Origin of the sequence: Thiofilum sp. (assembly GCF_016711335.1) — a bacterium.
Classification (GTDB): domain Bacteria; phylum Pseudomonadota; class Gammaproteobacteria; order Thiotrichales; family Thiotrichaceae; genus Thiofilum.
The window spans coordinates 2,747,769-2,768,358 of record NZ_JADJTF010000001.1; the positions used below are offsets into that span (position 1 = coordinate 2,747,769).

The window sequence follows — 20,590 nt, forward strand, 5'->3', positions numbered from 1 at the left end:
GAATAGTTAAAGTGAGGTTTTGAGTAATGGCACAGACGAATTTGGCATGGGCAATGGGTGAGATTAAAGTCTAAGCTCGTGTTTTGATACACTTTATGTAAAAATAAAGTTCTACTTGAAATTTGCATAAATCATTATGATTGAACGTCATCTTCTCCCTATTCTCTTGCAGCGGGCTACTCAATATCCGGTAGTGACCGTGACTGGTCCACGTCAATCCGGCAAAACCACTTTATGCCGCCAAGCTTTTCCTGAGCGCCCTTATGCCAATTTAGAGCGCCCTGATACGCGTGAGTTTGCGCGTACTGACCCTAAAGCTTTTCTAGCGCAATTTAAGCCAGAAACGGGGTGCGTGATTGATGAGATTCAGCGTGTGCCAGAGTTATTGTCATGGATTCAGGTGGCGGTGGATGAAAGACCACAAATGGGGCAGTTTATTCTGACGGGCAGTCATCAGTTTGAATTGAGTCATCATATTACCCAGTCATTAGCGGGGCGTACTACTTTATTAAAATTATTGCCTTTATCAATAGCTGAGATAGCGCCTACTTTGCCAGCTTATTCCGCAGATGAATTAATGTTCAAAGGTGGCTATCCACGCATTTATGATCATAATTTAGATCCAGCTATGGTATTGGGTGACTATTTTGAAACTTATGTGCAGCGTGATTTACGCGATTTAATGCAATTACGTAATTTGCCCTTATTTGAAAAGTTTGTGCGTCTGAGTGCGGGACGTATTGGGCAACTATTGAATATGAGTAGTTTGGCGAATGATGTAGGGGCATCGAGTCAAACGATTCAGGAGTGGATTAGTTTATTAGAAGCCTCTTTTATTTTATTTCGTCTGCCGCCTTGGTTTGTCAATATTAGTAAGCGTTTAATTAAGACGCCTAAGCTTTATTTTTATGATGTGGGTTTAGCCGCTTGGTTAATGGGGATTACCCGTTTAGAGCATTTGCCGACGCATCCTTTACGCGGGCATTTGTTTGAGAATCTGGTGGTATTGGAGGTATTAAAGAGTTTGCATAATGCAGGGGCTAAGCCTTATTTGAATTTTTATCGTGATGCAGCGGGGAATGAAGTAGATTTATTGGTGGAGCAGGGGTTGGGTGCGCATTTGCTGGAGATAAAAGCGGCTCAAACGGTGGCGAGTGATGCGATGAATGGGGTTTTGAAGGTTAAAGAGCTTTTGGGGGAGAAGGTATTGGATTTGACATTGGTTTATGGTGGGCAGGAGGGGCAACAGCGTAGTGCTTTTGAGGTGTTACCCTATTATCAAGTGAGTCAGTGGTGTGAAGAGAAACTATTAAGCTCCTCGTCTTAATCCTTTTTAAACAGGGCAATCGTTTAAATTAGCCTTTAGCAAAAAGCTACCGCACTCAAACAAAACCTACTTTCCACGCCTGATACTCCGAAGGGCGTAACCGATACCGTGCAATATTTCCCTCGTGCAAACTCATTAACTCCATCTCAACCAGCTCAACAAAACGCCGTTGCTCACCATTACTCAGTTGATTCCGAGCCACTTCTTGTACATATTTTGTGGCTTGCTCTTTATTCCATTGCTCAATCACTACATATTGCACCGTTTGCTTAATCAAATCTCGATATTTCATTTGAAACGGATCAGGCTCACCTAAACTCTGCCGCACGGCTGCATAGCGAGCACTAGAACGCTGATACGCCCACACAAACACATCGCGCAATAACTCCACCCGATTTAATTCATATACCGCCAGAATCGCATCAATATAAGCTCGCTCTGGTACATCAATAAAAGACAACGGGGCTAGGTTTTCTCGAATCAAAGGAATATTGGCAGCTAAACGAGACACTCGTTTATTTACATCCTCAAAAGGTTGTAAATAGGGTAAATGCACCATCGCAAAAAATGCTTGCTCAAAAGGATCTTGAATGACATGCGCTGTATCAAGGATTTGATTAAAACACTCTTCGATTAATTGAGGTACTTCTAAAGGTAAATACGTAGTTTGTCCAATGCCTACTGGAATAAAACGTAAACGCCCACAAGCCAAAGGATCAGCTAATAAATTCTCTGACAATAAACCATGTAAGTTTAAAATAGTATAGCGATTAAATCCTAGCTCCGTATTACTATCTAATAAAAACTCAATCGCCGCTTTATGATTTAAAATCATTTGAGTTTCAAATAGTTTTTTTCCGTCTGCACTTTGCCCTAATTGTAATAAGCGCTCGGTTTCTAATAGTGAATAGGTATTACCTTCTAAACGACTCGAATTCCACGATAAATCTACTAATAAACGATTAAAGACTTGTCGCGCATAAGTCCCCGCAGGTTGGGCAAGTACCTGAGTCTGTCCGATTTGTTTTAAATAGTGTCGAGTGTTTTCGGGTAAATAAAAGGTTTCATTGGGGCGGTACTGATCTAGAAAGCGGCGCTGATAGCCTACTGGATGACGTAAGGTAAGGGGTTGGCGAATAGTTTGCTTAAGAGCTTCGCCTTGCTCAGAAAGTGGCAATAGGTACTCATGTTCTGGTAAGGGGTTCGGGTGTGAGGCTGGAGTGACTGCTTTATAATAGCGAGTACGTTTATTGCCTTGTGGTGCAATTTGTTGAGCTGCTTCTAAGCTTTCTAGGCGACGTTGTAGAGTACGGGTAGTCAGTGTAAAGGGAAGTTGTTGTTGTAGTTGTGTGAGCGTTAACCCCGAAATGCTGGTTTTAAGTAGTTCTAAGATCACGCGATTTTGTGCGGCAATGTCGATTTGTGTCATCACTAGCAAGACTCAAAGTGTCGTAATTAAGCTATTATAGCTCGATTACGACATTTTTTGTCGTAATTCATTATGGTCTTAATCCCTTTTAAACAGGGCAATCGTTTAAACGTGCGTAGAGTTAATAATGGAGCCACCCCAGAAGCGTCTTAATCCCTTTTAAACAGGGCAATCGTTTAAACGCCTCAAAACCCGCTATACGTTTATGGCAAGCTGTCTTAATCCCTTTTAAACAGGGCAATCGTTTAAACTTCCCAGCAGCACGTCTATTTCAATTACAGTAGTCTTAATCCCTTTTAAACAGGGCAATCGTTTAAACATCCCGTGCTACAAACCTTGTATATAGAGGCTAGTCTTAATCCCTTTTAAACAGGGCAATCGTTTAAACGGCACAGGAGACGTAGACTTGTTTTCTCAAATTAGTCTTAATCCCTTTTAAACAGGGCAATCGTTTAAACTCAAAACATTTGTTGATCAGCAATTGCGACAGCGTCTTAATCCCTTTTAAACAGGGCAATCGTTTAAACAACACTGACTGCAAACCCAAAGGTGGAAGGATTGTCTTAATCCCTTTTAAACAGGGCAATCGTTTAAACCATGCCCGGCTGATCCGCATGTGATGGCGTTTAGTCTTAATCCCTTTTAAACAGGGCAATCGTTTAAACAAAGGTTGCCGGAATTAAAAAGGCGGCGTTTAGGTCTTAATCCCTTTTAAACAGGGCAGTCGTTTAAACGTTCAAACATTATTAATTAGGAGATTTGAAATGGGTCTTAATCCCTTTTAAACAGGGCAGTCGTTTAAACATTGATAATTTTCATTCATTGTACAAAAACAATAGTCTTAATCCCTTTTAAACAGGGCAATCGTTTAAACCGACAGGTTTATCCGTTTCATTGACACGTCAGGTCTTAATCCCTTTTAAACAGGGCAATCGTTTAAACTCATAGTCAAGCCAAAGCGTGGCATGACTATGAACGTCTTAATCCCTTTTAAACAGGGCAATCGTTTAAACTCACTAGCTACCGTTAATTAAAAAAATATTAGCAGTCTTAATCCCTTTTAAACAGGGCAATCGTTTAAACGTAGTTGCCAGTGACATAACGTCTATATGACAGTGTCTTAATCCCTTTTAAACAGGGCAATCGTTTAAACCGTCTGAATTTGATGACCTTTTCAATGACCTCGAGTCTTAATCCCTTTTAAACAGGGCAATCGTTTAAACGTTAAATTAGAACTAAACCTGAAACATAACTGTTGTCTTAATCCCTTTTAAACAGGGCAATCGTTTAAACGATGACTTACATCCATTCACCGCTTACGACGCTGTCTTAATCCCTTTTAAACAGGGCAATCGTTTAAACGGCTACGTGTGCAGTAATTCGCAAAATGCTTAGTCTTAATCCCTTTTAAACAGGGCAATCGTTTAAACATCCAACCTATGTATAACGGCGGATACACACCTGTCTTAATCCCTTTTAAACAGGGCAATCGTTTAAACAACATATTTTTTACAAACCAACTAAAAGGAATCCGTCTTAATCCCTTTTAAACAGGGCAATCGTTTAAACGGCTACGTGTGCAGTAATTCGCAAAATGCTTAGTCTTAATCCCTTTTAAACAGGGCAATCGTTTAAACCGTACAAACCGTTGGTATTCAGAATATCAAGAAGAGTCTTAATCCCTTTTAAACAGGGCAATCGTTTAAACTTGTTCATTTTTAAAAGAGAAAGGAATTAGTGCGTCTTAATCCCTTTTAAACAGGGCAATCGTTTAAACAGAATGGCAATCGTATCTTGATTGGGTAAATGGTCTTAATCCCTTTTAAACAGGGCAATCGTTTAAACATCGTCAGATTGTTATTCAGGAGGCGAAAGCCAAGGTCTTAATCCCTTTTAAACAGGGCAATCGTTTAAACCGTACAAACCGTTGGTATTCAGAATATCAAGAAGAGTCTTAATCCCTTTTAAACAGGGCAATCGTTTAAACTTGTTCATTTTTAAAAGAGAAAGGAATTAGTGCGTCTTAATCCCTTTTAAACAGGGCAATCGTTTAAACAGAATGGCAATCGTATCTTGATTGGGTAAATGGTCTTAATCCCTTTTAAACAGGGCAATCGTTTAAACATCGTCAGATTGTTATTCAGGAGGCGAAAGCCAAGGTCTTAATCCCTTTTAAACAGGGCAATCGTTTAAACCCTTCGTGTCTGGCGAGGCTTTAGAATCAATGACTTGCAAAGACCCTTAGCGGAAATTTTACCTCCAAAAAAGCTAGGGTGGTAAAAATTTCAGCAAATCACCTAAATCACATTGTTAAAGAGCTTGAAACCCCACCATTATAACCACTCATCAACATTAAGTCATCATTCATCTGCTATTCTCAGCTAAAAGACTCCTTCACCTCCATCACCTCACAACTAATCTGCCCATCCGCCACCATAACCTCAATCCTATCCGCCGCTTTGACTTGTGCAACACTGCGCACCAACCTCTGATCCACCGTCCAAACCAGCGCATACCCCCGCGCCACCGTACCCAAAGGACTTAAAGCCTGTAATTGAGCCGCTAAAACTTGCAGTTGAGCGCGTTGCTGCTCTAAATAACGCACCATACGGCGCTGAAGTTGCTGGTGTAATTGCGCCACCTGTTCCTGAGCATGATCCATAGCTTGCGTAGGGGATTGCGCCCTAAGACGCTGGTGTAAAGCGTTAAACGCTAATCCTTTGCGCTCGACTAAACGCACTAAATTAGCAGCTAACCGTTGCTCTAGCTCATCAAGGCGTTGCGCTTTTTGCTGCAACTGATTCAAAGGATTTTGTGGGGCTAGGCGTTTATGGAGTTGGTGCAGCGCTTGAACTTGAGCCTGTAATAAGCGCGTCATACTGCGATTAAGGCGCGTCTGCCATTGCTGCACCGTATTAAACCAGACAGCAGTTTCAGGTCCCACTAATTCCGCAGCAGCAGAAGGCGTAGGGGCGCGGCGATCTGCGACAAAATCGGCAATAGTAAAATCAATCTCATGCCCAATCCCCGTGACTATAGGAATAACGCTGTTATCAATAGCACGCGCAACAGTTTCCTCATTAAACGGCCATAAATCCTCAAGCGACCCTCCACCGCGTGCCAGTATGAGTACCTCGCAACGCTGATCATGATTAGCTTGAGCAAGCGCTCTCACGATTTGTTCAGCGGCTAATGAACCCTGCACTAATACCGGATAAATAAAAATAGGAATTTGAGGGCAACGACGGCGCAATACTTGCAAAATATCTCGAATCGCCGCGCCAGTAGGTGAGGTAATCACCCCAATCGTTTTCGGGATTAATGGCAAGGCCTTTTTATGCTCCGAGGCAAATAAACCTTCTTCATTTAAACGCCGTTTAAGCGCTTCAAATTGAATTTGTAATGCCCCCACACCCGCCATTTCTAATTGGCTCACCACAAACTGATAATCACCACGCGGCTCGTAGAGTCCTACACTGCCTAAAGCCAACACTTGTTGACCATTTTCTGGTTTAAAGCTGAGCGAGCGCCCCTTAAATAAAGCGCAACGTAACTGAGCCTTTTCATCTTTCAGACTAAAATAATAATGCCCCGAACTAGCCCGCACTAAATTAGAAATTTCACCCTCTACCCAAAGAGTAGGCAATGCTTGTTTAAGCAGTTGGTTCACTTCATTATTCAATTCGGTAACAGTGAGAATAAGGCGTGGGTCATTAGCCATGATAGTGATTACTTCCGTGAGGCAAAAGCTTAGGCGGCACAGCGTTTAGTGTTTTGCTCATATTCCAAAAAACCGGTATTAAGCATAGCTTGGGCGAGCATTTGGATTACCGGCACTGAAACACTATTCCCAATCAGTTTCATCCAGCGGCTACGGGTTTCGGGTAAGATAAAATCCTTTGGAAAGCCTTGAATTAAACAAGCCTCTTGCTTAGAGATTTTTCTAAATTGTTTCTTATGGAAAATTTCTTGTAAAAAAAGCTTTTTATACTCTTCCTCTGTATCCGCTTCAATATCTTGCAAAGCAATAAAATCATTAGTATCACTTGCTACTAAGGTGGGAAATGCTTCTGATTTAGGTAAAAAAACTCGGTTCACTCCCTCAATACCCGTGCTAATTTTAGTATATTTAAACTCATAGCGTTTTTCATAGGGGGTTAAAATGGCTTTACTCACTAATCCATTTAAAAGAGCGTCGAGTTGTGAGCGTATTTTTTTAAGTGTGGGGCTGTTTTTTAGATTATCTAGGCTAATCAGATTGTGTTCAGCATGATTTAGAATAAGTAGCTCTACAGCGTCTAAGGCAGATTGGCTTTTTAGCTGAACTTGATAAGTGTAGTTTAGAGTTTTTAGGATACCTATTTCTACTAGGCTATCGAGTTCTTGCTGCGTAATAGAGTGATCGAGTGCTTGTAAATGAGCCAATGACATAGGGTTGCCATCAAGCTTGCCATAAGTGCTTTTACGACGGTTTTTTAATATCAGTAAGCAAATATTTTTTTGACGTTCGGTAGTGGGTAATAGATCCCATGAGTGAATAGTCGTAGGACCATTGCGAATATCGTTAAATAAAAAGAAGTCATTCATGCCTTGGGTTTTACGATAACGACGTTTATTTTCTATAGGTTGACCAAATAAATCCAAGGCTATAGACGCCTGATTTTGCTTATACGGGATAGTATATTTGACATCTTCTTGTAAAACATCGATTAATTTCAGTTGATTTTTATAGGGCTTAAGTAGTTGAAATCTATCAGAATATTGCTTTTCTTTGAAGCCCACAATATAAACCCTTACTCGATCTTGTGGTACTCCATAGTCGGATGAATTAATAACAAAATACTTAGCAAAATAGCCTGCTTGTTGAATACGCTTTAAAATATAATCTAAGGCAGTGTGATTGCGTGGGTCAGCTAGCCCTTTAACATTTTCAAAGATAAAGGCTTTTGGTTGAGATTGATGCAGTAAATATAAGGTATCATTCCATAGTTGACCTCGATCATCATCAAAACCTAGATTTTTTCCAGCAATAGACCAACTTTGACAAGGGACTCCAGCGGTGAGCAGATCAACGCTAGGGAGTTGTTTAATTTGAGTAATATCGTGAAGATTTAAACTAGGACTCTCATTAAAGTTGCTACAATAAGTTTGAATAGCTTCATTATCAATTTCACTAAAATGGATACAGTGTCCGCCTAGATGATCAAGGGCGAGCCTAAAGCCACCTATCCCAGCGAATAAATCGATAAATGAAAAGGTTGATTTTTTTTCTATATGCATGGTTTTTATCTTAATTCACTGTAATCGATAATTGAAAGTGCTATCGGCTGGAGGTTCTATGCCTAAGTATTCTCGATAAATTTTCTCACGATAAATAAGACCAAGCTCATTAACCTCTTTAATGAATGCCTTATACGTACCTTCGCCACCTATAAAATCCCAAAATTCATCACCTATTAAGACGCACGGATCATTACACATATCAAACCAACGTCTAGGAAAAGACCATTTATAATCTGCTTTATTTTGACCATAAGGGTTATAAGGTAAGGCATAATAAGCATTAGTAATAGGTGTTTCATTCATAGCTAATAATTTAAATAGCTTTTCTTTACTGACTTTGGTTTGGTCGCTATTAGGTAAAGGAGCTTTTAGTTCAAAAGCATAGCACTCATTATTTTTTATATTATGTATATAAATATCACAAACTACTGAGACAGGAATAAGGCTACCTTTTCCCTTTTTAATATAAGTTAATTCTTCTTGCCAATTAGGAGTTGCTTTAGCTTGTTTAGACGTAGAGTGCTCTAAATTATTAAGTACTTCTTGGATACGACGTAAGCGCTCAGCGGCGATAGTACCATTGACAGTTTTTCCCAATACACATTCACCATGCACTTCATTCGCTACTACTTGAGCTAATTTTTCCCATACTCCTCCAAATGGCGTAACAAAACGGCGTTCAAAATGTGAGCCTTTGAAGATTTCATCGGGAACCAGTGCTGCATACAATGGTTTTTGAGCGTGATGTTGTTCTTTGATGAAGGGGTCAGATTGTAAAACCCTTTCCATTACACGATCCATTAAGGTCTTGATTTCTCTTTGAATGGCTAAGGTTACCGAGTGGGTGGTATTCATGCTTAATACTAATGACTTTTGAGGTATGCCCTAGTTTAGGGACTAACCCTTGCTAATACAAATAGCTTGTTTATCACGAGCACCTTAGCTAAATATTATTTAAGTATGGGGGGTAGAGTAGCATCGGGGGTCAGGTACAATAGGGTGCTAAAAGCGCGTTTATGCTAACTTGTTAACCACAACTAACACAGGATTAAGTTTGCCAGTATGGATAATGAAAACAATGCTAATGCTATTGAAGCACTTAAAACCATTGCTCTGGAAGGACTCAAGGAGCAGCGCCGTGCTCGCCGTTGGGGTATCTTCTTTAAGTTACTGTTTTGGGGTTACTTATTAATAATAGGAGCCATTTTTATAATGGGCCTACTTGGTACGAATAGTGATGACTCTATCACTGCCTCGGAAATCACCGCCGTAGTCGATATTAAAGGTGTGATTATGGATGAGGCGGATGCGAGCGCTGACCTTGTGATTCCTTCCTTACGTAAAGCCTTTGCTAACCCAAAAACCAAAGCCGTATTACTGCGCATCAATAGTCCGGGGGGCAGTCCGGTGCAGGCGGGACAAATTAATGATGAAATTCGCCGCTTGAGAACTTTACACGAAGATATTCCAGTCTATGCCGTAGTGTCTGATATTTGTGCCTCTGGTGGGTATTACATCGCGGTCGCCGCCGACAAGATTTATGCGGATAAAGCCAGCCTCGTGGGTTCCATCGGGGTGCGTATGGATAACTTTGGCTTTGTGGAGGCGATGAATAAATTGGGTGTTGAGCGCCGCCTCATCACCGCAGGGGAAAATAAGGGCATGTTAGATCCCTTTTTGCCAGAAAACCCCAAAGAAGTGGAGCATGTGAAAACCTTGCTTAATATGACGCATCAGCAATTTATTAATGTCGTCAAAGAGGGGCGCGGCAAACGTTTAAAAGATAATCCTGATCTGTTTACGGGTTTAATTTGGACAGGTGAGGGCGCTAAAGAGCTAGGCTTAATCGATGAGCTAGGGGATGAGCGCTATGTAGCACGTGAAGTGGTAAAAGCGCCGACTATGGTGAATTTTACTTCAGAAAAAGATTTCTTAGATAAGATCGGTGAGCAGTTAGGTACTTCGGTTAGCCAATGGTTTATGCAATCGAGTACGCCACAACCGCGTATGTACTGATAATGGCGCGATAGTAAAAGGAGCGTCGTGATGACTAAGGTTTACGTGGGTGGGTGTTTATGTGGAGCAGTACGTTATGAAGCTCGTAGCATAAGCCCTAAAATGGCACATTGTCATTGCTCTATGTGCCGTAAGTTTCACGGTGCTGCTTTTGCCACCTTTGCCTCCGTGCCACAAGCCGATTTTAAGTGGCTACAAGGGGAGCTTGAACTACAAGCCTATCAAGCACCTAATGGCACTATCAGACGTTTTTGTCGACATTGTGGGAGTAGCTTAACGTTTGCTCCTGCTCAAGAGACGGGTTTTGTAGAAGTCACATTGGGTACTTTAGACACACCTTTAGCAGATCTATTACCCGATGCTCATATCTATGTAGGTTCTAAAGCGAATTGGTCAGTAATTAGTGATCAACTACCCCAATTTAGTCAAGGACGTGATAGTGAACGCTTAGATCAAGTAAGTAGTTAAAAGCCAAGGCTGTCGACATTTTCCTAAAATCCTTATAAAAAACTGAGCAGAACAGTTGTTATTCCGCTGGTTTGACTTTACCCTTAGCTATCTTAATTTTGCTAACGTTTTAACTAGAGGAGTGTTACATGAGCAGAGATGTTGTTGTGCTTAGTGCGGTTCGTTCAGCGATTGGTGCTTTCGGTGGGTCTTTATCCGATATGGAGCCAGCCGATTTAGGTGGAATCGTGATGAAAGAAGCCGTTGCACGTTCTGGCGTTGATCCGCAACAGATCAATTATGTCACTGTAGGTACGTGCATTCCTACTGATAGCCGTTATGCTTATGTATCGCGTGTAGCGTCTATTAATGCAGGGCTTCCTATGGATTCGGTTGCTATGCAATTGAATCGTCTGTGTTCTTCTGGCTTACAAGCGATTGTGACCAGTGCACAAAATATTATGTTAGGCGACACTGACTATGGCGTGGGCGGCGGTGTAGAAGTTATGTCACGCGGTGCGTATATGTTACCTGCTTTACGTTCAGGTGCACGTATGGGGGATACTACTGCATTTGATGCGATGGTTGCGGTACTCACCGATCCGTTTGGCGCGGGCCACATGGGGATTACGGCTGAAAATTTAGCGGCAAAATGGAATATTACTCGTGAAGAGCAAGACGCCTTTGCAGTTGAATCACAACGTCGCGCAGCAGCAGCGATTGCTGATGGTCGTTTTGTGTCACAAATCGTTCCAATTGTGAAGAAAACCAAAAAAGGCGAAGTGACTTTTGCTCAAGACGAGCACGGTCGTGCTGATACCACGATGGAATCACTGGCTAAAATGCGTCCTGCCTTCAAAAAAGACGGCACAGTAACCGCAGGTAATGCGTCTGGTATCAATGATGGTGCAGCCTTCTTTGTATTAGCCGCCGCCGATGTAGCAGAGAAAGCAGGTCACAAACCGATGGCTCGCTTGGTGTCTTATGCCGTTGCGGGTGTACCTAACCATATTATGGGTGAAGGTCCTATTCCAGCCACTCAAGCCGCACTCAAAAAAGCGGGCTTGAGCCTCGATCAAATGGATGTGATTGAATCTAACGAAGCCTTTGCTGCTCAAGCTATTGCAGTATCGCGTGCTTTAGGCTTAGATCCAGCCAAAACTAATCCTAATGGAGGCGCCATTGCGCTAGGCCATCCCGTCGGTTGTTCAGGTGCATTCATTGCAACTAAAGCCCTATACGAATTACAACGTGTGAATGGTAAATATGCTCTAGTCACCATGTGCATTGGTGGCGGTCAGGGTATTGCTGCTATATTTGAGCGTCTCTAAGCCTAAGCGTATATAAGCTTATAAGAGAGTAGTGTCAGTACTACTCTCTTTTATCCACCGCTAATCATCTAAAGCCTCGGTATAGTTAAACCACAGCCTCTTAAAATAACCTCAGTTAACGTTTGGCTAGCCGTATCATAGTCTTTTTGGGTAAGTTTGCGCTTTCCTTGTGCCGCTAAAATTTGCGTTTCAAAATCAGCATAGTGCTGAGTCGATGACCATAATAAAAAGATCAGGTGAGTGGGATTAATGGGTAAGATTTTACCTTGTGCAATCCATGACTCAATTACAGCTACGCGCCCTTGAAACCATTCATAGTAATCCTTGTTAAGATACGCTTTGAGTTCTGGAGCACCACTGAGAATCTCCTTAGCAAAAATGCGTGATGCGAAAGGATTGGATTGGGCAAAAGTGATTTTTTGTCGAATATAAGTGCTAAGCACTAAAGCGGGATCGTCTTCGGGTTTGAAATCATTTAAAGTTTGATCCCAGAGCTTGAGTGTAGTTTCTAGCACCTTTAGATAGAGTTCTTGCTTACTACCAAAATAATAATGAATATTAGCCTTCGCCAGCTTAGCCCGTTGCGCAATATTATTAATGCTCGCACCTTTATAACCATGCTCCGCAAACTCTAATTCTGCGGCCTGCAATATTTTCGCTTCATTAAATTTTCTAATCCGTCCAACCACTTTACTAGGGGTGTTTGAAATTATTGGCATAATTGATCAGTTCTTAAAAAATAAAAGATAAAATAGAATACTCAATACTATGATTATTCCGTCCCTCGATAGTAAAAATTATTTTAAGCTTTTTTATTAGATTAGGGGAGTCTAAAGATAGCAGGGTAGTTTTTAGACCACTCGATTATTTATCCTTAACCGAGTAGTCAAAAAAGCGGGTTTTATGTTTTTTAGACAATTACTTATAGCCCCTATGTTGCTGCACTTTGGGCATTAGTGTGGCGGATAGCGTTTAAGTCTTTTTTAGCATCATTAAAAAGCAAGTTTAATAAGGTGGCTCTAAATAAGGCTACTATAATGCCAGACTCAATTAACGGGAGCAGGAGCTACATAGGTTTCGGTAATGCCTGCTTGAAAGAGGCGAGTACAATTACGCCCCGCTTGTTTGGCTGCATAAAGCGCCATATCAGAACGCTTAATCACCGGAGTGAGTGACTCAGAAGCATGATGAGAACAGGCTATACCAATACTCACGGTGACTACCTGAGCCGCACGAGCACAGGGGTGGGGAATAGCGGCTTGTTGGATAACAGTACGAATGCGCTCTGCGATTTCTAAACTTTGCGCCTCATTATAACCACGCAGTGCCATAATAAATTCCTCGCCTCCATAGCGGGCAATCAGCGCATTAGGTGTATCAAAGCGTTTTAGAATTTGAGCAACCGTATAAATACACTGATCCCCCGCCGGATGACCAAAAAAGTCATTATAAAGTTTGAAATCATCAATATCGATCATCAAAATGGCTAAATCCAGCGGGCGAGGATAACTGTATTTCTCGAAGCCACGTCGATTATAAAGCTCGGTCAAAGGGTCTTGAAACGATAAGCGCTCTAATTCAGCATTGGTCATCGCCATGAGGCGTTGATTTTCTAAAAGCTTTGCCTGATTAGTGAGATTCAGTGCATCGCGTTTAGCCTCTAATTGGGAAAAAACCCCCAAGTACAGATTTAAGCTCACAAATACCACCATAAAGCTGATGTCCGCGAGATAAGTGGATGGATGACTAGCCCATGTGCCTTGTACATTAAGCGCATAATCTAGCATCAGAAGGGTCGAATAAACACAAGTCCATGCAATAGACAAACGCCCATTGACCGCCACGCGAGCTAGAAACCACAGTAAAGCAATAGCATTAATTAATGAGGGCGCTAAGTGAAACCACATGATGATTTGTGAGCTAATGGCAATAGAGGGTAAATGAGAAAATTGCTGATCCCATTTCGGCCAAGCAGTGCGCCCTTGGTAAAAGAGCTGAGTTAAAAACCACATCATAAGGACACTTAAACCACTGGTTAGGAATAAAGTTAACCAGCTCACCGTTATATAATCGATTGATTTTAAAACTAAGCCAGTGAGTTGAATAAGCACAATGGCAGAGTTCACTATAACGGGGTTATAGCGTTGGATAGGGTCAAAGTGACTTGGCAAGGTCATAACATGATTAGAATTATTATAAATTGACTATATGAGCTTTATTCTAACAGAGTAAGTGGGGAAATACCTTAGCCAAACCATTTAATTAACCCAAAGTTGACTAATGGTAGGGTTGCCTAAAGCCTCCGACATCAAGCGATTAAAATGGGTTACAGTTTTGATCATAGGTTGGTATTATCCCCCACTTCTTTAGTAATGAATAAAGTGTGAACCAGCATGGAATTAAATCCGATTTATAGTCGTATCAAAGACCTACAAGAGCGTATTGAGGCGCTGAGGGGGTATCTTTGACTTTGAGGTAAAGTCAGAGCGTCTAGAAGAGGTCAGCCGCGAGTTAGAGGAGCCTAGTGTTTGGAATGATCCTGAACGTGCTCAAGCCTTAGGTAAAGAGCGGGTAGTCTTAGATAATATCGTGGGTGGTATTAATAAAATGACTACTGCCTTGAGTGATGCTAATGAATTGCTCGAAATGGCGGAGGCTGAACAAGACGAAGGCACGGTCGAGGTTGTGGTGACTGAGCTAGATGGTCTTCAAGCCCAAGTCGAAAAACTTGAGTTTCAGCGTATGTTCTCCGGTGAACTAGACCCCAATAATGCCTTCCTTGATATTCAATCCGGTGCGGGTGGCACAGAAGCGCAAGATTGGGCTGAAATGTTGTTGCGTATGTATCTACGTTGGGGTGAAGCAAAAGGCTTCAAAACTGAGCTGATCGAGGTATCTCCGGGCGATGTGGCGGGGATTAAAAGTGCCACGATTAGTTTTGAAGGTGAATATGCTTTTGGTTGGCTTAGAACCGAAACGGGTGTGCATCGCTTAGTGCGTAAATCACCGTTTAGCTCAGCCGGAGCGCGTCATACCTCCTTTGCAGGTGTATTTGTGTCGCCTGAGATTGATGACAATATCGAAATTGATATTAATCCAGCCGATTTGCGTATTGATGTGTATCGTGCCTCGGGTGCAGGTGGTCAGCACGTTAACCGTACTGAATCAGCCGTGCGTATTACGCATCTACCCACTAATACTGTGGTGCAATGTCAAAATGGGCGCTCTCAGCATCAAAACAAAGACACCGCGATGAAGCAATTACGCGCCAAGCTGTATGAGCTGGAATTACTGAAGCGTAATGCTGAAAAGCAAGCCTTAGAAGAAACCAAGTCGGATGTGGGTTGGGGTAGTCAAATACGCTCGTATGTCTTGGATCAATCGCGCATTAAAGACCTACGCACAGGTATCGAAACCTCCAATACTCAAGCCGTGCTCGATGGCGACCTTGATCGCTTTATTGAAGCTAGCCTCAAAAGCGGACTCTAAAACGGATTAAATGAAATGAGTGAATCTAATAATCACGTCACGAATGACCATCATGATGATAATCAACTCATGGCACAGCGCCGTGAAAAACTAAAAGCCTTGCGTGCTAAAGGCAATGCTTTTCCTAATCAGGTAGTACGTGAACATAAAGCAGCTGATTTAGCGGCTCAATACGGTGAGCATGATAAAGAATGGTTTGAAGCTAATATAATACCAGTGAGCGTGGCGGGACGTATCATGCTGCGCCGCATGATGGGTAAGGCGAGCTTTGTTACCTTATCCGATACCTCTGGGCGGATTCAGCTCTATGTGCAGCAAAATACCTTGGGCGAAGAAGCGTTTCATGACTTCGCCCATTGGGATTTAGGCGATATTATTAGTGCTGAGGGTGTTTTGTTTAAAACTAAAACGGGTGAGTTATCCGTTAAAGTACAAAGCATTCGCTTACTCACCAAAGCACTGCGCTCATTACCGGAAAAATTTCACGGCTTAACCGATCAAGAGCAACGTTATCGCCAACGTTATCTCGATCTAATTATGAATGATGAGTCGCGTAATACCTTCCGTATGCGCTCCAAAATCATTAGCTATATTCGTAACTTCTTTACTCAGCGCGACTATCTCGAAGTCGAAACCCCGATGCTGCAAGTGATTCCGGGGGGCGCGGCGGCTAGACCTTTCGTGACGCATCATAATGCGCTGGATATGGCGATGTATTTGCGTATTGCGCCAGAATTATATTTAAAGCGTTTGGTGGTGGGTGGTTTTGAGCGCGTGTTTGAAATCAACCGCAATTTCCGCAATGAAGGGGTGTCGGTACGTCATAATCCAGAATTCACTATGATTGAATTCTACCAAGCCTATGCTACCTATCACGATATGATGGATTTGACTGAGAGCCTATTTAAAGGGCTAGCGCAGGATTTATTAGGTACGACCGAAGTACACTATCAAGGTCAAGTATTTGATTTTGCTAAACCCTTTGAGCGTATTACGATCCGCGATGCGATTTTAAAATATAACTCTGATGTCACAGCGGAGCAGATTGATAACCTTGAGTCCGCGCGTGAAGTGGCTAAGCGCAAACATATTCACACGAAAGACAGTGATGGTTTAGGCAAGGTGCAAATTGCGATTTTCGAGGAGACTGTTGAGCATTTATTGCAACAGCCGACCTTTGTGATGGAACATCCGGCTGAAGTGTCACCGTTGGCGCGTTGTAAAGATGATAACCCTTTCGTCACCGACCGCTTTGAGTTCTATATTGGTGGGCGCGAGATTGGCAATGGCTTCTCTGAGCTTAATGATGCCGAGGATCAAGCCGAGCGTTTCTTGCAGCAAGTACGAGAGAAAGAGGCGGGGGACGATGAAGCAATGTTTTATGATGCCGATTTCGTGCGTGCCTTAGAATATGGTATGCCGCCAACCGCAGGTGAGGGGATTGGAATTGATCGCTTGGTAATGTTATTTACCGATGCGCCGTCGATTCGTGATGTCATACTATTCCCGCATATGCGCCCAGAGTAGTGCTATCTGGTTGCTTTGAAAAAGAAAAAAGTCGGAGTGATCTGGCTTTTTTCTTTTATAAAAAGGTGTCTACTGATTAGTGTGTAGTCTGTTGGATGTCTTGGGCAATCACTTCTACTTCCTCAATACTGAGCTTAAACAAATCAGCAATCGCTTGATAGGACATGGCATTGAGAGCAATGAGTTGTTTAACCGCATTGTGAACTCGTTGTTTTTCCTGTTGCAATTTTTGCTGTTCTAGTTTAATCGCTTCATCTTTTTCACTAAGTAACGATTCTAACTCAGTACGTGCCTTAGCCATTCCTTCATTAATACCATCTTCTAGCCCCCACTGATAAGTTGAGAAGCGTTTATAATCTACGTGAGTTAGCATGTTTTTTGCCTCCAACAGTTGAGCGTGTAGGTCTCTATTATCCGCTAAAGTTTCCAACATTTCATAGTAATTGCGAAACCGTTGCTCATCATCCCCCGATAATTGCTTTAAACGAGTCACAATGTAATTGACCACATCTTGAGTCGGGCGTTGCTTAAAGTCACACAAAATGGCGAGTATTAAGGCTTCAGGGGTGTCTTGAGCCATTGATTATTTTATATTCTACCTAAGACAGGTTCATTGAATTCTCACTTAAGCGCGGTATGATCTAAATCTCATACTTAAAGCGAGTGAGTTATGATGTGGAGCCGTGTTGGTTTATGGTTAATTTTATTGTTAGCACCTATGGTTTACGCCCACGATTGGGCTGAACTGCACCGCGAGCCACTCAATGCCGCTAATCTAGAAAAACTCATTACCCGTATTGAACAAGAGCAGCGCCAACTACCTAAGACGCCTTCCCTCGCAAAAGAGGCTAACCTAATGCTGGATTGGCTCAAGTGGCTGGAACAAGCGCAAAAGCTCGATACAATGCAGGGGCAAGCCGCTTTAAGTAAGCGCCTCCAAGATTATGGTTACCCTTATGAACTCGACCTAGTAGTGGATGCGTGGCAACATGATTTGGAGCACTTAGCCAATGCTTATGATGCGCTTACTTCGCAACAGAATAACCCAGCACCTGCCACTATTGAGCAACTCAATCAACTTCCTTCCACCGATACCCAAACAGCACAAATACTCAGCTATCGCCTAGCACTGGGTAACGTATTAAAACCAGCGGAGCGTCAAATACTGGAACCCTTTATGCCGCGCTTAGCCCAGCTTATTAAAAATGCCCAAGCCCCACGGTGAGAATCATGCAGTATTTATTAGCGTGCATATTATTGGTACTGAGTTCACTGAGTTGGGCAGAGCAAACGCGTGAATTTGAAGTATTTTGTGGCAAACCTTTTGCCGATGCTAATTCCAGCATAGGGAGCAAAGTGGTCTCTGGTATTGTGGAAGGGGTAGAGGCGGGTGCAACCACTTCTTTAGACCCGTGGTCGTATGAGTTTTATGAGCGTAACTATGGTGAGGAGGAAGACAGTGCGGCTGATGAGGCAAATTGCCTGACGCCTAGCCGTAAAAAGCTGATTGAAGGTTATGCCACTGAGATGTTGCAAGCTTACGAAAGGCTCGGTTTTGCCTACCCTTATCCGCATTTAGGACCCGTAGTTAAAGGCAAACAGGGTAAACCCGTGATTCGCTTATACATGACCGACTTAGACAGCCCCGCCAATACCAGTAGTGCCTGTGTGAATGGGGTTTATGATCCATACCGCGTTAGTTTTATGCGCCTCAATCGAGCGGATTTTCAATTGAGCGCGGAACCGATGATTTACCATTGGTTAGCGCATGAAATCGTGCATGTATTACAGGCAAGTAATGCGCTCAGTCAAGGCAAACCTTGTGGCACAGATAAATGGATCACGGAAGGAACCGCCGATGCGTTGTCTTTAAAACTAGCCCGGAATAAATTTCCTAATTGGAAGCCCGGAGCTACGGGTTATGGCAAAAGTTGGTATGGAGTCAAAAAATATCCCAATAATATGGTTACTCCACCTAAGCATTTGGATATTGAAGATTATTATGTGAGTTCATTTTGGCGCTATTTGGCGGAACGTTATTATAATGACGATTATAGTTATACGGCTCGCTACTACCAAAAAAGCACTTGGCTTAATAAAGAGGAAGATGCGCTAAAATGGTTAAATAACTACTTAAAATCCGAGTCAGCCATCACTCAATATACGAAAGGTGGATTATATTTATTATTTCCTGATTTCCTAGCGGCTTATAGTTTGTGGGGTGAGAAACGCTTTCCAGAGTTGGGTGAAAGTATGTGGCTGTCACGTACTTTTAGAGGTTGCCATTTAGTAAAGTTAGATCCACAAAAAAATCCCCAAACCTTACAGCTTAAGATGGAGCCTTTGAGTGGGCAATGCATCAATATACAAGTGACAGGGCTTTCTCCTAACTCACTTAGTGCAGTAAAGATTATAGCTCAGGATAAGTCGACTCAAAATTTGGATAATATTCATCTAGCAACCGCGAAATTAGGCTCTAAAGTGGTAGGTATGCCCTTTAAAGATTTATTTAATTGTTATGATGCTTTAAATGCCTATCCACAAGGCACTTGTTTAGAGAAACCTTTTACAGGTAAGCAAAAGACGGATGGTTTGCACCCTAAAACATGGCTCACGCATCAACAAGACAATAACGCAGGTACTTATACTAATCGTATTATAGTAGTACATAGCCCCAAGGACCCCACTGATAAAGTACATAGCTCACGTAATACTCAAATAGTTAATTTAGAGTTTGGTTTGGAAATCAGTACTTTACAAAGCACCGCAACCGGTAAAGCGCCTGTCAAAAAAGCTCAAGGAGCCGTACTAAACCATGCTGCTCAAAATAAGGATGGGTTAGGTGCAACACCTATGCAGGGTGGAGAAAAAAGTACGGATAGCTTTATGAATATATTCGGTAGTAGTGAGGGTTTATCTCAATCCTTTTTTCTGATGCCTCAAATCGCTAATGTACAAGGTATGATGCAAAATACCTTATTTGAAACCATTACTCAGTTTAGTTTAGAGCAGGTAGAGCTGCCGAGTGAAGGCGATGAGCTAGCAACTAAAGCGTCGTTTCATCTCTCAGTATTGCCAGCGGGTGTGCCTTTTGGTGCAAAAGGCAATTTTAAAGGTATGGCGTCGGGCATATTAGGGGATAGTGGGGTGGAAGATATTTTATTTCCTTGGCCCGTGCCTAAAAGTCCTAATGCTATTCCCAGTAACGGTACAGTTGAAGTCATAGAATATAGTAGTCGCTTATTGCAGGTAAAATTAAGTGGTACGGTATGTCGTTGGGGTAATTTAATTCGTGATCGTCAAGGTATGGTAATAGGCTGTAAAAAAATAGATTCTTTTTCTGGTGAAATTATTAAACCTTTCGGTTGGCTATATGATATGAAGCAAACGTTTAGCAGCATTGATACCGAGGGTATGAAGGTTTATCGTGATAATTTATACAGTACCATATCGACTATGATGCCAAGTTTATTTCCCGCTCCTACTAATAAAGATAATGAGGACAGTGCTAATGATGAGGGTAGTAATATGACGGCTAATCCTCAAATACTGAGTTGTGATTGCAGTTGTGATGGAATGAAAAAAATTCAAGCCCTTGGTGAGCAAATGGAAAACTCGGACAATCTAATGGCTCCACCCCCTGAATTAATGCAAGCGATGCAATGTATGGGGCAATGTATGTCACAATATATGCAGTGCAGCGAGACAGAGTGAACCAGCGGTTTGGGCTGAATTTGATTT

At 42.2% G+C, this 20,590-nt stretch carries 15 protein-coding genes and 1 CRISPR repeat array; of the genes, 8 read left to right on the forward strand and 7 right to left on the reverse strand.

The window, feature by feature from the left end; translation table 11 throughout:
• Positions 1–136: 136 nt before the first annotated feature.
• The gene (locus tag IPL34_RS13165; RefSeq protein ID WP_296841906.1) at positions 137–1,327 is read left to right on the forward strand and encodes an ATP-binding protein; all 1,191 of its coding nucleotides are present in this window, start codon (positions 137–139) and stop codon (positions 1,325–1,327) included.
• 55 nt (positions 1,328–1,382) lie between these two features.
• Here IPL34_RS13165 and IPL34_RS13170 read toward each other — a convergent pair whose 3' ends face one another.
• The 4 genes from IPL34_RS13170 to IPL34_RS13185 all read right to left on the reverse strand — a co-directional run bounded on the left by IPL34_RS13170 (position 1,383) and on the right by IPL34_RS13185 (position 8,894).
• Entirely contained in the window at positions 1,383–2,756 is a 1,374-nt protein-coding gene (locus IPL34_RS13170; RefSeq protein WP_296841907.1) for a Fic family protein, read from the reverse strand.
• A 75-nt stretch (positions 2,757–2,831) separates the two neighbouring features.
• Positions 2,832–4,951: direct repeats of the CRISPR family, unit length 36 nt; unit sequence GTCTTAATCCCTTTTAAACAGGGCAATCGTTTAAAC.
• Between the two features lie 182 nt (positions 4,952–5,133).
• The gene (gene xseA, locus IPL34_RS13175) at positions 5,134–6,477 is read right to left on the reverse strand and encodes an exodeoxyribonuclease VII large subunit (RefSeq protein ID WP_296841908.1); all 1,344 of its coding nucleotides are present in this window, start codon (positions 6,475–6,477) and stop codon (positions 5,134–5,136) included.
• A 29-nt stretch (positions 6,478–6,506) separates the two neighbouring features.
• The gene (gene dcm, locus IPL34_RS13180) at positions 6,507–8,036 is read right to left on the reverse strand and encodes a DNA (cytosine-5-)-methyltransferase (protein WP_296841909.1); all 1,530 of its coding nucleotides are present in this window, start codon (positions 8,034–8,036) and stop codon (positions 6,507–6,509) included.
• A 15-nt stretch (positions 8,037–8,051) separates the two neighbouring features.
• Positions 8,052–8,894, reverse strand: a complete 843-nt coding sequence (locus tag IPL34_RS13185; protein WP_296841910.1) for a TdeIII family type II restriction endonuclease — start codon at positions 8,892–8,894, stop codon at positions 8,052–8,054.
• Between the two features lie 207 nt (positions 8,895–9,101).
• Here IPL34_RS13185 and sppA point away from each other — a divergent pair, with 207 nt between their 5' ends.
• From sppA to IPL34_RS13200, 3 genes are all read left to right on the forward strand, one after another.
• Positions 9,102–10,055, forward strand: coding sequence for a signal peptide peptidase SppA (sppA, locus tag IPL34_RS13190; protein WP_296841911.1), 954 nt, complete (start codon positions 9,102–9,104; stop codon positions 10,053–10,055).
• 30 nt (positions 10,056–10,085) lie between these two features.
• A complete protein-coding gene (locus tag IPL34_RS13195; RefSeq protein WP_296841912.1) occupies positions 10,086–10,523 on the forward strand; it encodes a GFA family protein in 438 nt (145 codons plus the stop codon).
• Between the two features lie 128 nt (positions 10,524–10,651).
• On the forward strand, positions 10,652–11,833 hold the full coding sequence (locus IPL34_RS13200) for an acetyl-CoA C-acyltransferase family protein (RefSeq protein WP_296841913.1): 1,182 nt from the start codon (positions 10,652–10,654) through the stop codon (positions 11,831–11,833).
• Positions 11,834–11,901: 68 nt separating this feature from the next.
• Here the strand turns inward: IPL34_RS13200 and IPL34_RS13205 are convergent, their stop codons facing one another.
• The gene (locus IPL34_RS13205) at positions 11,902–12,552 is read right to left on the reverse strand and encodes a TetR/AcrR family transcriptional regulator (RefSeq protein WP_296841914.1); all 651 of its coding nucleotides are present in this window, start codon (positions 12,550–12,552) and stop codon (positions 11,902–11,904) included.
• A gap of 327 nt (positions 12,553–12,879) precedes the next feature.
• Complete coding sequence (locus IPL34_RS13210; protein WP_296841915.1) at positions 12,880–13,848, reverse strand: GGDEF domain-containing protein; 969 nt, start codon at positions 13,846–13,848, stop codon at positions 12,880–12,882.
• Between the two features lie 378 nt (positions 13,849–14,226).
• On the opposite strand from IPL34_RS13210, the gene prfB reads away from it, so the two are divergent.
• Positions 14,227–15,322, forward strand: a protein-coding gene (gene prfB, locus IPL34_RS13215) for a peptide chain release factor 2 (RefSeq protein WP_296841916.1) whose coding sequence is annotated in 2 segments (ribosomal slippage) — positions 14,227–14,298 and positions 14,300–15,322 — 1,095 coding nt in all. Because the reading frame shifts where the segments join, the coding sequence is not laid out codon by codon here.
• Positions 15,323–15,337: 15 nt separating this feature from the next.
• Complete coding sequence (lysS, locus tag IPL34_RS13220) at positions 15,338–16,849, forward strand: lysine--tRNA ligase (protein ID WP_296841917.1); 1,512 nt, start codon at positions 15,338–15,340, stop codon at positions 16,847–16,849.
• A gap of 76 nt (positions 16,850–16,925) precedes the next feature.
• Here the strand turns inward: lysS and IPL34_RS13225 are convergent, their stop codons facing one another.
• Complete coding sequence (locus IPL34_RS13225; protein WP_296841918.1) at positions 16,926–17,429, reverse strand: hypothetical protein; 504 nt, start codon at positions 17,427–17,429, stop codon at positions 16,926–16,928.
• A 90-nt stretch (positions 17,430–17,519) separates the two neighbouring features.
• On the opposite strand from IPL34_RS13225, the gene IPL34_RS13230 reads away from it, so the two are divergent.
• Together IPL34_RS13230 and IPL34_RS13235 are read left to right on the forward strand one after the other, a co-directional pair.
• Positions 17,520–18,074: a hypothetical protein gene (locus IPL34_RS13230; protein ID WP_296841919.1), complete on the forward strand. Its 555-nt coding sequence runs from the start codon at positions 17,520–17,522 to the stop codon at positions 18,072–18,074.
• A 5-nt stretch (positions 18,075–18,079) separates the two neighbouring features.
• Positions 18,080–20,563, forward strand: a complete 2,484-nt coding sequence (locus tag IPL34_RS13235; protein WP_296841920.1) for a hypothetical protein — start codon at positions 18,080–18,082, stop codon at positions 20,561–20,563.
• Positions 20,564–20,590 lie beyond the last annotated feature (27 nt).